Origin of the sequence: Roseburia sp. AF15-21, assembly GCF_003479505.1 — a bacterium.
GTDB classification, from domain to species: domain Bacteria; phylum Bacillota; class Clostridia; order Lachnospirales; family Lachnospiraceae; genus Roseburia_C; species Roseburia_C amylophila.
On record NZ_QUHG01000007.1, the window covers coordinates 39,126 to 55,559 of the forward strand.

17 protein-coding genes and 2 pseudogenes are annotated in these 16,434 nt (G+C 36.0%); 3 read left to right on the forward strand and 16 right to left on the reverse strand.

The features are described from left to right. The first annotated feature begins 145 nt into the window (after nt 1-145). Both DWW33_RS10610 and DWW33_RS15995 read left to right on the forward strand, forming a co-directional pair. The gene (locus DWW33_RS10610; RefSeq protein WP_118173408.1) at nt 146-988 is read left to right on the forward strand and encodes an AraC family transcriptional regulator; all 843 of its coding nucleotides are present in this window, start codon (nt 146-148) and stop codon (nt 986-988) included. Nucleotides 989-1,663: 675 nt separating this feature from the next. Next, entirely contained in the window at nt 1,664-2,452 is a 789-nt protein-coding gene (locus tag DWW33_RS15995; RefSeq protein WP_330419822.1) for a DUF3800 domain-containing protein, read from the forward strand. Nucleotides 2,453-2,791: 339 nt separating this feature from the next. Here DWW33_RS15995 and DWW33_RS10620 read toward each other — a convergent pair whose 3' ends face one another. The 16 genes and pseudogenes from DWW33_RS10620 to DWW33_RS10700 form a co-directional block, all read right to left on the reverse strand. Beyond that, nucleotides 2,792-3,439, reverse strand: a complete 648-nt coding sequence (locus tag DWW33_RS10620; protein WP_118056999.1) for an ABC transporter ATP-binding protein — start codon at nt 3,437-3,439, stop codon at nt 2,792-2,794. A gap of 4 nt (nt 3,440-3,443) precedes the next feature. Next, nucleotides 3,444-4,073, reverse strand: a complete 630-nt coding sequence (locus tag DWW33_RS10625; RefSeq protein WP_118639478.1) for a hypothetical protein — start codon at nt 4,071-4,073, stop codon at nt 3,444-3,446. Between the two features lie 6 nt (nt 4,074-4,079). Next, entirely contained in the window at nt 4,080-4,925 is an 846-nt protein-coding gene (locus DWW33_RS10630) for a hypothetical protein (protein WP_118056997.1), read from the reverse strand. Next, nucleotides 4,918-5,673, reverse strand: a complete 756-nt coding sequence (locus DWW33_RS10635; protein ID WP_118056996.1) for a hypothetical protein — start codon at nt 5,671-5,673, stop codon at nt 4,918-4,920. Before DWW33_RS10635 ends, DWW33_RS10630 begins: the two co-directional genes overlap by 8 nt. Before the next feature lie 2 nt (nt 5,674-5,675). Then, nucleotides 5,676-6,833, reverse strand: coding sequence for a hypothetical protein (locus DWW33_RS10640; RefSeq protein WP_118639479.1), 1,158 nt, complete (start codon nt 6,831-6,833; stop codon nt 5,676-5,678). A gap of 160 nt (nt 6,834-6,993) precedes the next feature. Then, complete coding sequence (locus DWW33_RS10645) at nt 6,994-8,166, reverse strand: sensor histidine kinase (protein WP_158577480.1); 1,173 nt, start codon at nt 8,164-8,166, stop codon at nt 6,994-6,996. Between the two features lie 67 nt (nt 8,167-8,233). Further along, on the reverse strand, nt 8,234-8,965 hold the full coding sequence (locus DWW33_RS10650; RefSeq protein ID WP_158577481.1) for a LytR/AlgR family response regulator transcription factor: 732 nt from the start codon (nt 8,963-8,965) through the stop codon (nt 8,234-8,236). 31 nt (nt 8,966-8,996) lie between these two features. After that, complete coding sequence (locus tag DWW33_RS10655; protein ID WP_118056992.1) at nt 8,997-9,161, reverse strand: helix-turn-helix domain-containing protein; 165 nt, start codon at nt 9,159-9,161, stop codon at nt 8,997-8,999. A 469-nt stretch (nt 9,162-9,630) separates the two neighbouring features. Next, on the reverse strand, nt 9,631-9,900 hold the full coding sequence (locus DWW33_RS10665; protein WP_147404721.1) for a hypothetical protein: 270 nt from the start codon (nt 9,898-9,900) through the stop codon (nt 9,631-9,633). Between the two features lie 202 nt (nt 9,901-10,102). Continuing rightward, the gene (locus tag DWW33_RS10670) at nt 10,103-10,738 is read right to left on the reverse strand and encodes a hypothetical protein (RefSeq protein ID WP_055263184.1); all 636 of its coding nucleotides are present in this window, start codon (nt 10,736-10,738) and stop codon (nt 10,103-10,105) included. 149 nt (nt 10,739-10,887) lie between these two features. Then, nucleotides 10,888-11,175, reverse strand: coding sequence for a helix-turn-helix domain-containing protein (locus DWW33_RS10675; RefSeq protein ID WP_022432063.1), 288 nt, complete (start codon nt 11,173-11,175; stop codon nt 10,888-10,890). Further along, entirely contained in the window at nt 11,162-11,566 is a 405-nt protein-coding gene (locus DWW33_RS10680) for a type II toxin-antitoxin system RelE/ParE family toxin (RefSeq protein WP_330419816.1), read from the reverse strand. The genes DWW33_RS10675 and DWW33_RS10680 overlap by 14 nt, the downstream gene beginning before the upstream one ends. 434 nt (nt 11,567-12,000) lie before the next feature. Continuing rightward, a pseudogene (locus DWW33_RS10685) lies at nt 12,001-13,509 on the reverse strand (recombinase family protein); the annotation flags it as partial. A gap of 1 nt (nt 13,510) precedes the next feature. Next, the gene (locus tag DWW33_RS10690) at nt 13,511-14,368 is read right to left on the reverse strand and encodes a KilA-N domain-containing protein (RefSeq protein ID WP_118639484.1); all 858 of its coding nucleotides are present in this window, start codon (nt 14,366-14,368) and stop codon (nt 13,511-13,513) included. Nucleotides 14,369-14,370: 2 nt separating this feature from the next. After that, nucleotides 14,371-14,736: a helix-turn-helix domain-containing protein gene (locus tag DWW33_RS10695; RefSeq protein ID WP_118639485.1), complete on the reverse strand. Its 366-nt coding sequence runs from the start codon at nt 14,734-14,736 to the stop codon at nt 14,371-14,373. Between the two features lie 73 nt (nt 14,737-14,809). Continuing rightward, nucleotides 14,810-15,046, reverse strand: a complete 237-nt coding sequence (locus DWW33_RS10700) for a hypothetical protein (protein ID WP_158577482.1) — start codon at nt 15,044-15,046, stop codon at nt 14,810-14,812. Between the two features lie 172 nt (nt 15,047-15,218). On the opposite strand from DWW33_RS10700, the pseudogene DWW33_RS10705 reads away from it, so the two are divergent. Next, nucleotides 15,219-16,117, forward strand: a pseudogene (locus DWW33_RS10705) (virulence RhuM family protein); the annotation flags it as partial. Between the last annotated feature and the right edge of the window lie 317 nt (nt 16,118-16,434).

The window sequence follows — 16,434 nt, forward strand, 5'->3', positions numbered from 1 at the left end:
TATCCGCTTACCTTTTTGATAATCTGATTATAACATACCTTTATGCATCCTTAAATATCCGTTTTTTTTTAATTTTATACCCAAATGCAATATTTTGTGCTATAATAGATACTAATATTGCATTTTGGTATATACGGAGTGTTTTATGAGTAATACATTTTTTAATATTTTTCCAAATGAAAATTTTATCGATCTGTGCATGTATCAGTTTGGATATGAACAGTGTGATCCCGGCCATTCATTCGGGCCTGCAACACGCAACCACTACCTGTTTCACTACATTCTTTCCGGAACCGGAACTCTTATGGCAGACAATGCAAACGGGGATACACAGACCTATTCCGTAAAAAGCGGACAGGGATTTATGATTTTCCCGGGGCAGATCAATACTTACATTGCCGATGAACAGCTTCCATGGGAATATATGTGGATCGAATTTGACGGCTTACGTGTAAAAGAGGCTTTAAGTGTCACAGATTTGTGCAAAGACGCGCCCATTTATCATTCACACTCCAAAGAATTACGGGAAAAGCTTGCCGATGAAATGCTTTATATCGTCAATCATCCGCAGGAATCCTCCTTCCATCTGATTGGGCATCTGTATCTGTTTTTGGATTATCTGCTACAGTCGGCACAATCGACAAAGCTGGTCTCCAGCGGACGCATGAGTGATTATTATATAAAAGAAGCGATCAATTATATGGAACAGAATTTTCAGAATAATATTTCGATTGAAGATATCGCTGCGGTATGTGGCATCAACCGGAGTTATTTCGGAAAAATCTTCCGCAACTCGATTGGCCGCTCCCCGCAGGAATTTCTTATGAACTACCGCATGGTAAAGGCTACGGAATTATTAAAGCTGACTTCCTTATCCATTGCAGATGTCGGCTCTGCTGTCGGATACGAAAATCAGCTTCATTTTTCCCGTGCATTTAAAAATATTTATGGTGTCTCCCCACGGGAATGGAGAAATCAGAACAAGTAACAATAGATAAGATAGATATCATTCCTATCAGTTTTAGATACCTTCCGATTGATGTCAGGTATTGTGCCCGTTCGCTGAAACATATCCGATCAAAACGGAAACATGTCCACACCTCTGATATCGCGCATTCGCAGATGCAAACAGATGCAATCTGTGGCAAAATTGACATCCATATTACGGTCTTAACCATTGAAGTCTATGGGAACAAATCTGTATAAGGCCTTTGCTATCTATATAATGCAAGGCAATTTTACACTGCTGCTCCCTGCCACTGTCTCGACCTGGTATCCGGTCATTATTTTATCGGTATTACATATGCCCTAGCTTCCATTAGATTTGAACTATCCGGAAATTCCGAATAGTTCATTTAAACTGATTTGTGAATTGGGTAGATACTGTTTTTCCAATTTCGCCCTGTGAATAACCGCTACCAGCAGTTATCCAAAATTATCGGATAACGGACCACTCTTGTAATTATGAGTTATTCGAATTTTTCGAATAACTGAATCCTGTTGCAGTTAAATGCTATAAATAAACCTTTCCTTATTTTTCAAGCAATTTTATCATTCGCTGAACAACACGTTCAACCTGTCCGGATTCCACTCTCTGATCAAAAGCACCATTGCGGAAATCATCAAATACGCACATCCGTACAAAGACAACCGCTCCTATCATATCGGCTACAAAAAAGCCAAGAATCCTATCCTGCTTGGTGTCTGTATCCATGAGAATGATATTAAACCAATCACAAATCAGATATACAAATTAAAAGATTCTATTTATGGAAAACAGGACGAAATAAAGTCTACAAAACTTATTCGTGAAGCGACAATTACCAAGAATCGTACAAATAATAAAGCATATGTTGAGGGCATGGTAGACATCATTACCTCTTATGACGCTGCTATTTTCGCTGTAATTATGGACAAGCCAGATGAACCAATTATTGTTCCGGAGCATCATCTTCCGAAGCAGTATTACCTTCTTTTAAAAAAGGTTGATTTTTACTGTAACCATCATCACTATGGCAAAGCTATGATGATATTTGATGAGGTACAGGAGGATGCTGACCGAAAAATTGCTGAGGCAATTACAGGTTTTCTTTTCAAAACGAAGTTTGGGCGTTCTTTCCAGCACATATTAGAAATGCCTTTGTTTGTCAGCTCTGCTGTAACTCCTGCAGTACAGTTCGCCGATATATTTGCTGGTATCGTGAGACATTATTACGAAAATGAGCTTGACCAAAAAGAACCAGAAACAGAATTTCAGGAATGGCTTGTAGCGCTTTTCGCCAAACTACATAATCTTACGGAAAATAACTTCATCCCCAAATCACATTATCTGGAATATGGCTTTCAGAAAATAGGCAAAAACTTCTCCTATCCTGTACGCGAGAAATTTACTACTTCTGATAATGATGAAAACCTTTTAAGTGAAGAATTTTCTAATGATTTATCTGAATAATTTTTTGTTTGACTTCATACAAATATGATGTATAATATTACTAGAGTCATATGTTGTTCCGTCCTGGAGCTGCGTAGGACTCGTAATATTAACAAAAGTGTCGCACTTGCAGTTTAGCAGGTGCGATTTTTTACACAAAGAAAAGACAGTAGGAGAACCTACTGTCTTTAGCCTCGAGAGTTCTATATACACTAACATTTCTCTTCGAGAATATTCTCTTGTAATAAATACTTTTCTCCTTCCAATTTAAAAAATACAAATTTCTTATAATCTTCTGGATAAGTATCAATGCCAGTTGTTAAAATGATTTGAAACGGACATTTGTTTTCATAATTATATTTATCTGCCTCTGTCAGTAATCAGCTTTCCATGATCCATCTCATACACTTCATCGCACAGCACTTCTATATCCTCTTTGTTATGACTTGCCAAAATAATAGATTTCCCTTCATCCTTTAAATTTAGAAGGATTTCTCTAACATCTTCCACGCCCTGATTGTCCAAACCGTTCATAGGCTCATCCAAAATCAGAATATCCGGATTTTCCATAATGGCCTGAGCAATCCCTAGTCTTTGACGCATCCCCAAAGAATATTTGCCAACTTTCTTTTTGCTGTTCGGATCAAGTCCGACTCGTTCCATGCTCTCCTTTATTTCTTTTTCCCCAATCATATTTTTAATACTTGCAAGATACTCCAAATTTTTATATCCACTATAAGAGCTGAGAAAACCGGGAGTTTCAATGATAATTCCTATATTATCGGCAAAATCTGTATCCTTGCCGATTTCTTTACCGTCTACAATGACTCTGCCGCTAGTAGGTTTTAAAAATCCTATCATTGTCTTAAATAAAACAGTTTTTCCGGCACCGTTTCTTCCAATGATCCCATAAATTTTTCCTCTCTCAAATTCTATGGAAACATTGCTAAGAGCAATATCTGAGCCAAATTTTTTTATTACTTTATCAACTTTTATAATGCTTTCCATAATCTTAAACTCCTTCCATTTCTTTGCCTTTCAGTAAATAGCTACCAAGCCAATAACAGGCAATAATGATTGTGCCCTGTACAATAATTACACTTATAATAGAGAAGCCGTACATATCTTCATATAAATTACTTTGTACATACATTCCCCATACTCCAAACATAAATCTCGCACTCTTTCTAAAACGGAAACCGCTCAGAAAAGTTAAGCCTTCTAATAACAATAGACCTGCAGGTATCACTTTTTTTATCCTTAAAGTTTCCAAAAAAAGAAATAATGCCGATAAAGTCATTGTATGAACTGCCCATAATACGAAAATCACTGACATTTCCTTTAGATTTCCTGTAAACATATGTAATACAAACAAATCAATCAGCTTGAACAGTGTCAATAAACTAACCGTTACAAATATTCCATTTAACAAGTTTCTCAAGAAATAATGTTTCCACCACTTCTGTATCCACCCATATCGAGCAATAACAAAACATCTATTCTGCTTATCCCTGTCAAGGCGAAAACTAATTATCAATAAATAAATACCTATCGGAAATAGCCAGCATCCCAAAGGAACTAACGGAAATGTATCCATTTCATCCATAGGAACACCTGCAAATAACTGAAAAAACAAAGACATTCCCGTCTATTCCTCCTCCATTGCATCCTTAAAATCTACCCGTCCAATTAACCACAAAGAAATCAACGCTAAAACCAATATGATAGTGCAAAACAAAACTACGACTTTCCATTGTCCACCATTTCCATCTATGGCATATCCGGGAATTGCTTTTGCCATGAGAGATAAATATGTAACTCCCTCTTGTTGTAATAAGTATTCTGAAATTTGTATACCGAATACGAGCAATATTCCATAAATTTCTTTTAGCAAAAGATTGCACACATAAAGCAAAAATCCAATCAATACCAAATAAAAGAATAGAAGGATAAAAGTAATCATAAACGCCTGTGGTACTGTCATTGCTTGCATAACATTCACCCATGGAAATGAAATATTATATTTCACTCCTAAATGATTATTCGTATCCATCGCCAAATTATAAACCGGACTGCTCCACATATTTCCCCAAAATCCAAGCAATGCACTGACAGTTACCGATACAGCAGCTATGCTGGAAACATATAAAAATGCCTGAATCATAATATATTGCAGCATAGCTGCATCCCATTTTTTTCGACTGCTCCTACATAGCGACAGATATGTATTCTTTTTAATAAAAGGAGCATCTGATATAATCAATAACCAGCCAACAACAAGAAACAAAATACTTTTATGATGATGTTCCACTACAATGAATGCTTCCAAGACATTAACCGGTTCCCCGATATCCAATGCATACTGTAAAAACAAATTTAACCAGTATCCAAACAATGCTATTCCCAAAATAAAACCCATAATTACCCGCTTATTATGCTGTTCTTCCAAAAAAGTAGTTTTCGTCATGTAAAAGACCTGCTTTATCCTATCCATTTCGATACCTCCTTTTCAATCCCCACATAACTACAAGTGATATGAGCAAAATGTAAACACATTCCATAAACCCAGACAATGGATAATTGTTCAAATCATCCCCCCGCATAAGATAAATCGGATTCAGTACCGAAATTTTTCCTAACGCCAGCCACATAGCCTCATACAATACAAATGGTGCAATTAACGCCACATATTTATTGGGAAGCCATACTGCAAATGCAAGACCTGCCAATGCCCATATACATCCAAATAGAAAACCTAATATCACCTTCCAAAGAAAGATATACCACTCTCCATAGTGTTCTATGTAAAAAATCAATGTCGTTCCCGCCATAAGCCCCTCATCACTTCCTGTTGGTATTCCAGGAATTCCGAAACAGTAAGCAATACCCAAAACAATGATAAATGGGACAGCCAGCATAGTCCCGCCTGAAAGTGCGACCGTAACAATACGGGTAAGAGCAAATTTTCTCGGTAACATTCTCGAATAAATCATTTTTATATATCCACTGCTATACTCTTCACAAAAGGCAGAAGCATAAGCAAGTCCCGGAAATATAGCCGCAAACGGCGTAAATCCTGATGCTGCAAATACTTCCATCATAATAAAATAACTGCTTCTGCTCCTGTTAAGTGGCGCATGGAATGCTGCTGACACTAAAATCCATGTCACTACTAAAAGACCTGCAAAAAAACCTTTATTTAAGAAGCTTCTTTTCAAATCCTGTAAAAAGAACCCTTTCATAATTACTCACTCCTAACGATTTCTCCCGATACCGCATTCACACAAATACTCCATATAGATCCATTTTCCGTGAACGCTTCAGCTAATTCTTCATTCTTCGTCCATACAGACATAGGCGTATAAATATGCCATACGGGAACCAATTCTAATTTATTTTCATCTTCTTTATAGATTGGATAATATAAAAATTCAACTTCCGTCAGAACCGCTTTATTACTTCCATTTATTTTTCCACTATTCAGATTTGTTTCCAGAATCTTTTCAATCTGACTCCATGACAATACTGTCTCGCATTTTTCCTGCGTTTCCACTTTGCCAATACAAGCATCCAAACTTAAGGTTGCAATGCTTTCTTCACATATCCATGCTTTTCCTGACGGGAAAATTTCTCCTGACGTTATAGAACCAAATTCATGTACAATCCCCATGCCCTCGTAAGACGGAGTAAACTCAATTTCATAAAATGTGACGTTTTCTTTCTGATACTGCGTAATCTTGTAAATATCAATTTCTGTCATACCAATTAAGGAAAGCTTTGCCAATAATATTTTTTCAGCATTCATATAAACATTTTTACTATCTGCTTCCTCTAATACAGTTTCATCTGCAGATTTATAAATAGATGCGCACTTTTCATACAAAAGTTCATCCTGATAATATGCACCTGTTCCATATGAAAAACTTGCTGTCTTTTGTTCATCTGATAATTTATAAATAGGTGCATTTCCAAAGACCGAATATTCTGCCCGTTCTTCTCCTTGCTCGTTTTCTTCCTTAATTTGTTCCATTTCCTTTTGTGCTTCCTCTGATAAATCCTTAATATTCCCTGTTTCACTTCCTAAAAACTCTGTCAAAACGTCTTTTGTAAGTGCTTCATTTTCGCCAAGCACCATGTTATAAACATTCTGTGGAACATCCGGCATCTGTGCCCGAATTGTGATCACATTATCTCCAGTACCAATGGTACTGTTAATTTCCTGCATATCATTTTCCATTGCGCTTTCAGACTCATTCACTATTGCAGCCATTTCATCCTCTACGGAATCTTTTGCGTGAAGAATATCCCTGTTAGCCGATCTTTCCGGAGCTTTCTGACAGCCACAAATACCAATTGACATCAGTATCGTTACAACTACCAATCTAAAAACTTTATTTCTCATAATTGCCTCCTGTACGATTTATTATGAGCATATTATAAATGCAATTTTATCTTTTTCTTCAGCTTTGCGAAATTCGACCACATTATTGCTGAAATCAACCCAAAAGAGCTGTTACAAAATCATATCGCATCTTTCAGCATGAATTTGCAACAGCCCTCTGCTACATCTCTTTTACATACATCATAACATCCGTTTCCATAGAATCATTTTCATATATAAACTCTATATCTCCATGATACTTTTCTACAATTCTATGGACATTTTTAAGTCCTATCCCATGATTTACTTTATCTTCTTTTGTCGTTTCCAAAAAATTCTTTCTACCGCCTACAATTCTCTGGCAGCTATTACAAATATTCAAAAATAAAATTCCCTTATCAAGCTTTATCGTTATTTTCAGTTTCTTATTTTCTGTCTGCATAGAAGCATCTATTGCATTATCCAATAGGTTCCCCAAAAGTACATTTAAGTCGAACGAATGCAATCGCAACTGTTCTGGTATGCTGATTTTTGTTTCTACCACATTTAAGACCTCATTCGCCTTTTGTATCTTATAGTTTAACAAACTGTCAACCATATCATTTCCTGTCTTAACATACTCCTGAGGATTGGTCATAAAATTCTTCATAGAATCTAAATATTGATTTGCTTCCTCTACCTCTTTCCTTTGTATTAAGACTTGCAACGCTAAAATGTGGTTTTTCATATCATGTCTTAAAGCGCGAACTCGGTTTTGAGATTCCATAATGACTTCTAACTGGTTTTGGTATGCATATGTTTGTTGTTTATATATATCATTATCCCTTAAATGTATATAATTTTCTATCAGGATATTATATAAATAAAATACACTGATATTGATAATTAACATACAGCCGCTAATCAATATTGCAAACATTTTCTCAAGTTCTCCCAGCATTAGCACACTTAAGACAATAATACTCATTGCTGGAATCACCAACAGCAATAATGTCTGCTTTCTATCAAAAGCTATCTCTTTTGTTTCGGGTAGATAAGAAATATGATTTATAATCGTTGTAAAAATCAACATTAACAGAACTTGAACTGCCGGCTGCTGAAATTTTGCAATATCCCCAAAAACAAAAAGGACTATCAGGGAATTTGCCATATCCAAACTAAATAATACCAACGATACCCATAATCTTTTTTTCCACATTTCCTGATAAAAACAAGTAATTCCTATGATTCCTAAACAATTACAAATTTCATACACAAAAGATACCTGGAATATGCTATATACTGTTGTAGTTAGCAGGCAATATATCCCCAAACCAATTTTTAATGATTTTTCCTCTATATCATCTGCTGACAAAAATACATCCATGACTTTCTTTAATAGCAAAACTCTAAGAACATTTACAATTAACACAATTATTGGACTATATGATACCATCTCTCATATTCGCTTTCTGATGCTGTATTATTTTACTTCGGGTTTCTTTTCTATACGGCTTACTGATATTTAAATTTTCACCATCTACCATTTTTACCATTTCATAAGAATATTCACTTACATATGCTTGGTTAATAATATATGATTGATGAATCATCATAAAATCAGCAGGAAGAATCTCTGCTATGTTTTTTAACTTTCCATAAAATTCTTCCTTTCCATCTTTTTTTACAATTATTATTTTCTTATCCATGCTCATAAAATAAGCAATGTTTCTTATTGGAACTCTGAAAACAGAATTTTCTTTTTGGTATTCAAAATAGGGATCCGCACTGCTTTTTTGCTTTACGCTTCTTATCAGCACTTCTCTTATATTTTCGTTAGAGATAGGTTTAATCAAAAAATCTAATGGTTGAACCTTAAATAACTGCATGGCATAACTTTCCTTTGAAGAAATATATACGATATGCGTCTGCATATTCTCCATTTCGTTGCGAATAAAATTTCCTACTGCAATACCATTCTTCTGGACTAATTCTATGTCAAGAAAAAGCAGGTCTAATTCTATTCCCTTTTTCAAATCATTTTGTATGCTTTCCCCAGAATACCATACCTCAACATCAGCTTTTATTTCTATTTTTTTTGAAATTTCATAGATTTGTTCTTCCAAAACAGAGCATAAAATCTTATCATCATCACAAATTCCAATCTTATACATGGTCATTTCCTTTCAGTCAACGTAGCATCAATCACTTTCTTCTACCATCCTTAGGTTTTTGCGCTGATTTGGGTATCAGCCAAACCGTTCCCATCTTTACAGCACCTGGAATACGTCCGGCAGAACAATAATAATTTATCCAACGAGGTGTTACACCCCATTTTTCACCAGCTTCTTTTAATGTCATATAATCCATATCTATCCCTCCGAATGTTATTATAATTCGTTCTCTCGAACAAAGCAAGACTATACTCTCTATGCTAATATATCATTCAAGAGTTTCTAAAACAAACGTATCAAATTTCTACCTTTACTCCGCTTAGAGTGATACTTCCCGCACCACACAATCCAGCACCGGAATCTCTGCTTACAGTCATGCACACACTTCTTGCACTGGTCATTATATTGTATCCTGTTCTTATCATTCAAAAAGAACACCCACAATCGTTTTTCTTTTTTTCCCATCCTCGCCACTGCGATACCCTCCTTCAAAATGTTCAAATTATGTAGCCTTTTTCCGTTTTTTATGCCCTCTAAGCATGTCAAAACACATGCAAGGCATATTTTTCTGTCACTTCATCAGGAACCGCTTAAATCGTCCATTTCCTGCCAGAAAAGGCAATCAGTGTTCAAACCGATTGCCCCTCAGATGTTGTGACACTTTCTTATTTCGTCTGTATCTGCTGAAATGCTTTTTCAAAATGTGCTAAAGCCTTATCCCTTTCTGCCCGCTGTTTCTTTGTCAATGACCGTTCATAATCTTCAAATTCTTCTGTCCCGTTGACCTTTGCCTTATCCACAATCCAGCAGAATTTCCATTTATCCAACAAGTGATGATACAAGTCCTCTGCATTGACGTAGTTGGAATTATTCTCAAAGTATCCGTCCATGTAATACTCCAGTACAATAAAGCCAAACCTAACATCATATACCACACACATATCTCTTCATGATATTAGCTCCTTCCTTAGTCCTGAAATGTGTACTTTTTGAAACTACAAAAAAAGGACTGCTAAACAGTCCCAAAATGTATGAACATCCATTTACGGAACGTCCCGGTATTTATGTATGCTTTTTGACACCACCTCCTTAAAAATGTGTATAAAAAAAGAAGGTGTATTTCAACCTTCCTTAATATTAATCAGCAATAATCGTTAATGTTTCTAAATATTTTCTTACTTTTTTATTAACATCATTCAACCTATTTTGGAAATCTTCTGACATACCAATTTCATCTTCTGTTATAATTTTATTAATTTCCACGCATTCTGCTTCATATTCCTTTATTCTAGCAATAATTCCCCAAAACAAGGTATTTGCCAGCTCATTTAACGCAAGATATTCATTATATATTTCCTCAGGAATAAATGGTGCATTTTCAAAAAGCAAATTTTGAGCAGTACTATTTACACTAATTATTCTACTAACTTCTTCCATAGAAATTATATCATCTTCTTCAATAGAAATAATACGATTGCCTATTCTCTTATATGCAAATGATGATAACTTAACTGCTACAGAGAAAAATGCTTTTGATAGTTGTTTATATATCTGGTATTCATTATCAAATTGAGTTTTTGATATATATCTACGATGTTCCATTATACTTTTGTACTTTTCAAATTCTTGCTCAAATCTCTGCTGATATTTTCCATCAATACGTTTTGCAATTCTCTCTGAAATAAAATTTGCTAATGCACATATTATTACTCCAGAGCCACCCACACTTATAATTATTGATGTTGCAATTGCAATAATATCTTTAGCTATCATAATTAGTTCTCCTATGCAAATATATCTATTCTGCCATTATCTCTTATCAATTTACATTCTTTCTATTTTATAAGATAATCTTTTTCATCATACATTAATATAACTTGATAAAACAACCTCACCAGACAAAATCCAGTGAGGTCACATAATTACGCTTTCTGTTTCGGTACAAACTCAATCTTAAGAGCCATTCCCATACCATCCGCTAATCTTTTCAGTAAATTGACAGAAGGATTTCTTGTTCCATTTTCAAGCTTACTAATATCAGCCTGATTAATACCAGTACGCTCCGCAAGTTCTTTCTGCGTAAGATTCTGTGATGTTCTTGCATCTACGATAGCTCTGATAACATCCATCTCTGGCTGAATCGCTTCATACTCTTTTCTAAATTCTTCATCCTTCAACTGATTAGAAAGCATATCATCAAATGTTCTCATTCTTCATCACCCTTTCTATGAAATTTTTTCTTCTATCTTTTGCAATCTGTATCTCCTCTTTGGGAGTTTTCTGTGTTTTCTTAACAAAACCATTCGTCATTATAATTTTTCCCTCATAATAGAAAAAATATAATACTCTGGTAATATCGCTTCCGAATTTGCATCGCAATTCAAAAATACCATCTTCCAGATGCTTGCTATATGGTTCCCTAAGCATATTTCCTTTTTCCTGCAAAATTCCCATCAAACCATATATCTTAGCTCGCATCTTAGGATTAACAGAATCCAGAAATTCTTCCACTGGAACTTCGCCATTTTCTTTTTCATATGCTATCAGTTTAAATTCTGTCATGTAATCACCTTTGTAAATATTATATGGCATATATGCCATAATGTCAATTATCCATTTAATATAATCATACCGAGCTATTTCTCTAAAAACGTATAGTAAGTGTGTAGTAGAGCACTTTTCCAGCCGAGAAATGGCTTATTTATAGGCTTTGTAGGAGTATCTAGTGATATTGCCGTGACACACCATCAATTTTGCTAAATCAATTTAAAATACCTCAACGCATCCTTAATATACTCCACCTTCTCCTGTGGACACTGCTTCACCTCTGGATTCTCTTTCTTGGACTTATTGTAGTTCTCGCCCATGTCCAGACCACACATACGCTTTACCTGTGCAATATAAGAAGTATGCACATTCACACCATACTTGTTCTTCACATATTCCTTAATCTTTGAATAAGTAGCCTTTTCTTGTGGGGTATAATTACTCTCTTCATCAGGCTCCATTGTAACCTCAATCTTAGGTGTATCTTTTTTGAGGGATAATTTGACAACCGTCTCGTTTTGCGCATTGTTGTCCAAACTTAGTGTAAACTCTTTTTCTATAATCGGCAACTTAAATTCTATGGATTTTAGCCACTGACCATTTTCTTTCCGTTCTTCATAAATCTGTACATTATCCACTAACTGCGACAGGAACTCTCGTTTCTCTGCTTCGTTCATTTTATCATACAGTTTATCAAAGAAAATAAGTGCCTTGTAGATATTATCTCCGGTAATCTTATCTGCCAACAGAGAACGTCTCTTGGTTTTTGCAGATACAAGCAGTTCCTCTGCTTCCTCTATTTTATCATAGGTTTTGTACAAACGGTTCTCCAAATCTGCTTTTCTTCGTTGATAATGCTTATCCTCGTAGTCAAGAGAATCAATATCAGACAAGATAGAATCTTTGTTATGATATAGCTGTCTTAATTGCTTCTCATAATTTGCTATCTCCTGATCCAGTGTACTGGTATCTACTTCCATGTTTATCTTGCTACGGATCAAATCTGAGAACTTAGGATTGCTAACCAACTTGCTGATCACCTCTGCAACAGCAACGTCCAACATCTCTTCATGCACCTGTCTTCTGTAATCACACTTATGGCCTCTGGTCATATTGCGGTGCTTGCAACCATAGTAATAAAAATCCTTATAATTGCTTCCATCCTTGCGTTTCTTAATAGACTTGTTGCCATACATTCCTGCACCGCAGACAGGACATTTCAAAATTCCTGATAATAGATGAATCTTTTCTCTCTTGTCACGATTGACCTTTTCATACTTTTTAGCCTGTGCCGCCACCTTGACCTGCGCCTGCTCCCATACTTCTTCTGATACAAGAGCTTCGTGCAGACCATCTACTAACAGGTAATCGTCTTTCTTAACCTGCCTATACTCATTTCTTGTACCATGAACCTTTTCTGTCCGTCTTCTTCCATAAAAGATTTTACCACTATAAACCGGATTCTGTATAATCCTTCTGATAAGAGCAGCATCAAATAACGGATTTTTACCATTCTGTCTGGCTATCTTATGGATTCCATGATTTTCAAGATACTTTGCAATTCCATTTGCACCCAAATCCGTATTTACATATTGGTCAAATATCATTCTGATGGCAACTGCTTCTTCCTCATTGACTTCCAGTTTTCCATCAATGAGAGAATATCCATATGGTGCAAAACCACCGTTCCATTTACCTTCCCTGGCTTTCTGCATCCTGCCTTCCATGGTCTGAACACGAATGTTCTCACGTTCAATCTCTGCCACTGCTGACAGAACAGATATCATAATACCCTCCATCATCTAATTAAATGAAACTCTTCCCTCTATTGATTTGCCGGATTTTCCTGCATCCTCATACTCACCGGCAATTTCATATTCATTATAGTCGCAGAACGCTTTCATTTTTGTTTTCTGTGCATCCAGAGAATAGCCATCTATCTGCATGGTTGTCGAGACACGGGTGTATAAATATACTTTGATTTTCTCTTTATTCAATTTACATATCACCTCCAGGAAGTGCCGAAACTGCCGACAGATTGATACTGACTAATGTATCCATCTGCCTGATTGCCAAATTTCTAAGCAATATAAGTCTTTCTGATTGAGATTTCCCCTGCTCAATTAAAATAGCATTATAACTTTCCATATTTGCCAGCACCAACAACTGATTTAAATTTGCATCATCACGCACATTCCCCTTTTTACCCGGATTATTATTTTTCCATTGCTTTGCAGTCTGACCAAATAAAGCAACATTTAAAATATCTGCTTCACTGGCATATGTATAAGCAATCTGTTCTGGTGTTAGCTCTGGTGGAATCAAATTTTCCTTCACCGCATCCGTGTGAATACGGTAGTTCACCTTTGATAAAGCCCTGTTCAAGTTCCAGTCCAATGAAAATCGACTATTTTCATCTTGTTTTAACCTGCGGTAATCTTTCATAATATACAGTTGAAATTCCGGAGAAATCCATGTAGCAAATGCCATTGCAATATCACTATGTGCATAAGTTCCTCCACCATATCTGCCTGCTTTTGACACTATTCCAATAGCATTGGTCTGTTCAATCCATTTGGTTGGCGTCATAACAAACCTGTTTAATCCTGCCTCACTTCTAACCGCCTCGAATTGCACACGGTTAAAATCTGGATTATGAAGTTCTTCCCACACAGCCAAAAACTCAACTGTATTTCTGTTTCGCATCCAGTTCTGAATGACAAATCTGGGATCATTATCATTTCTATATTTTGCAATATCTGTCAACGAAATATATTCATTTTCAAAATCTTTCGTGTAAATCCCAATATCAATTCCTTTTGCGTGAATAATTTCCCTAACTATTTTATTTGCCATCTCTATTCCTCCACCATGTTCTCCATCTGCTCCAGATTCTGCAAGGCTTTCATATACGCCATCAATCTTTTATACTGCGCATCTCCAAGGCTGTGAATCTGCTTTAAAATCTTAATATCCGACCTGGTAACTTCATAATCCATATCTGCATCTTTATATTCCGGATCAATTCCTTTTCCAGTCAAAAGCTGTTCGGGAGTAATCTCCAATGCATCACATATAGACAACAGACAGTCCGCTTTGGGATTCGTCTTTTTCTTCTTCCAGTCACTGATGTTACTTGTTGCAATCCCGGTCCTTCTTGAGAGTTCCAACTGCGTTATGTTCTTCTGCTCCATCACACAAAAAATTCTTTCACTGATAATCATGATTTTTCCTCCATCATCATTTCGTACATATCCGTATTTATAAATTTATATATCCGTCTATACGGTTATAGTATCATGCTGCAACTTTTCTTTCAATAGAGATTTTTGTATTTCTGAACTTTGTTATATCCTTCTCTTTATATAGCTCCGTGTACAACTGTCTTATTCTTTCCCTACGAAGATAAAAATCCGGATCAGGCAAATTATCCAAGTCCATTGTTTCCGCATACTTTGCTACCATTTCTCCAATAAAATTTGCTAAATCACTCCAGGCATCTCTTTCTTTTAGAACCACTTTATTTTTAACCATAATTAAAATCCTTTCTGACATTGTCATTGAAATCCATCGTATCCCATCCATAGTGATGTTTCTTCACTTCCTGATAGGATAAGATAGATATCATTAAAATTAGTATTGTTATTATTAGTCTTATTAGATTTTGATTTTTACTGTTCAAAACCTGTAAATACCAAAAGTCTGTATGGCAGAGCTTTTTCAAAGAGATAAATCTACTATCTCAAGGCATATCAAAAACATATTTGAAGAAGGTGAATTACAACGAAATTCAGTTGTTGCAAAATTTGCAACAACTGCCTCTGACGGAAAAACATATCAGGTAGATCACTATAACCTTGACGTCATTATCTCCGTCGGCTACCGTGTGAAATCCCACCGTGGTACACAGTTCCGTATCTGGGCTATGGGAATATTAAAGGAATATATGAAAAAAGGATTTGCCTTAGATGATGACCGACTAAAAAGACTAGGCGGAGGCAACTATTTTGACGAATTGCTCGCCCGTATCAGAGACATCCGTTCTTCCGAAAAAGTATTCTGGAGAAAGGTTCTGGAAATCTATGCAACCAGCATTGATTATGATCCCCATGCTGAAAGCTCTGTTCTGTTCTTCAAACAGGTTCAAAACAAAATGCACTGGGCTGCCCACAAGCATACCGCCGCCGAAGTAATCTATGAGCATGCCGATGCAGAAAAAGAAAATATGGGGCTTACCTCGTGGGAACATAACGAAATCCGTCGTTCTGATGTAGAAGTAGCAAAGAACTATCTTACTGAACAGGAGCTTGATGCTCTCAATAAGATTGTCACCGCCTACCTTGATATTGCTGAGGCACACGCCCTTAACAAAGAACCAATGTATATGAAAGACTGCTGGAAACCATTGACGATTATCTGAAAATGACACGACGTGATATTCTTACCAGTAGCGGTCGCATCAGCCATAAACAGACTATCGAAAAAGCTCATGCAGAATATGATAAATATAAGAATCGACTGGATGATACCCTCTCTCCAGTTGAAAAGGATTTTATTGAAAGTATCGGTATGTTAGAACAAATTACAGACAGCTCAAAAAAGTAGCATTTTTTCATCAAAAAAAGCCTCTTCACCACTGGAACAAATCCGGTGATGGAGAGCTTTTCTGTTTTAGACTTCTTCTGAATAGTCACAATTAGAACATTTCCAAACTTCGCCAGCCCACTGTAAGTAGCCACCACATTCATGGCATGGACGAGATTCATAATATACCTTGTCGCAATCTGGACACCGCTACATAATTTCTCCCCCTTTCTACTACATATTTAACGATTGAAAAGTTATCGTTAAATATTATGAGTTCGGATAATTTTCCTTTGACAAGCCATTCATTTCTTCACATTGTACTTATCTATCAATGA

What these genes read in the sequence shown, in the direction of transcription:
- DWW33_RS10700 (WP_158577482.1), bottom strand. Translation starts at nt 15,046, where the DNA reads ATGGTTAAAAATAAAGTGGTTCTAAAAGAAAGAGATGCCTGGAGTGAT.
- DWW33_RS10610 (WP_118173408.1), top strand. Translation starts at nt 146, where the DNA reads ATGAGTAATACATTTTTTAATATTTTTCCAAATGAAAATTTTATCGAT.
- DWW33_RS10635 (WP_118056996.1), bottom strand. Translation starts at nt 5,673, where the DNA reads ATGAAAGGGTTCTTTTTACAGGATTTGAAAAGAAGCTTCTTAAATAAA.
- DWW33_RS10670 (WP_055263184.1), bottom strand. Translation starts at nt 10,738, where the DNA reads ATGATAGCTAAAGATATTATTGCAATTGCAACATCAATAATTATAAGT.
- DWW33_RS10695 (WP_118639485.1), bottom strand. Translation starts at nt 14,736, where the DNA reads ATGATTATCAGTGAAAGAATTTTTTGTGTGATGGAGCAGAAGAACATA.
- DWW33_RS10680 (WP_330419816.1), bottom strand. Translation starts at nt 11,566, where the DNA reads ATGGCATATATGCCATATAATATTTACAAAGGTGATTACATGACAGAA.
- DWW33_RS10620 (WP_118056999.1), bottom strand. Translation starts at nt 3,439, where the DNA reads ATGGAAAGCATTATAAAAGTTGATAAAGTAATAAAAAAATTTGGCTCA.
- DWW33_RS10655 (WP_118056992.1), bottom strand. Translation starts at nt 9,161, where the DNA reads ATGGATTATATGACATTAAAAGAAGCTGGTGAAAAATGGGGTGTAACA.
- DWW33_RS10630 (WP_118056997.1), bottom strand. Translation starts at nt 4,925, where the DNA reads ATGGATAGGATAAAGCAGGTCTTTTACATGACGAAAACTACTTTTTTG.
- DWW33_RS10675 (WP_022432063.1), bottom strand. Translation starts at nt 11,175, where the DNA reads ATGAGAACATTTGATGATATGCTTTCTAATCAGTTGAAGGATGAAGAA.
- DWW33_RS10640 (WP_118639479.1), bottom strand. Translation starts at nt 6,833, where the DNA reads ATGAGAAATAAAGTTTTTAGATTGGTAGTTGTAACGATACTGATGTCA.
- DWW33_RS10690 (WP_118639484.1), bottom strand. Translation starts at nt 14,368, where the DNA reads ATGGCAAATAAAATAGTTAGGGAAATTATTCACGCAAAAGGAATTGAT.
- DWW33_RS10650 (WP_158577481.1), bottom strand. Translation starts at nt 8,965, where the DNA reads ATGTATAAGATTGGAATTTGTGATGATGATAAGATTTTATGCTCTGTT.
- DWW33_RS10625 (WP_118639478.1), bottom strand. Translation starts at nt 4,073, where the DNA reads ATGTCTTTGTTTTTTCAGTTATTTGCAGGTGTTCCTATGGATGAAATG.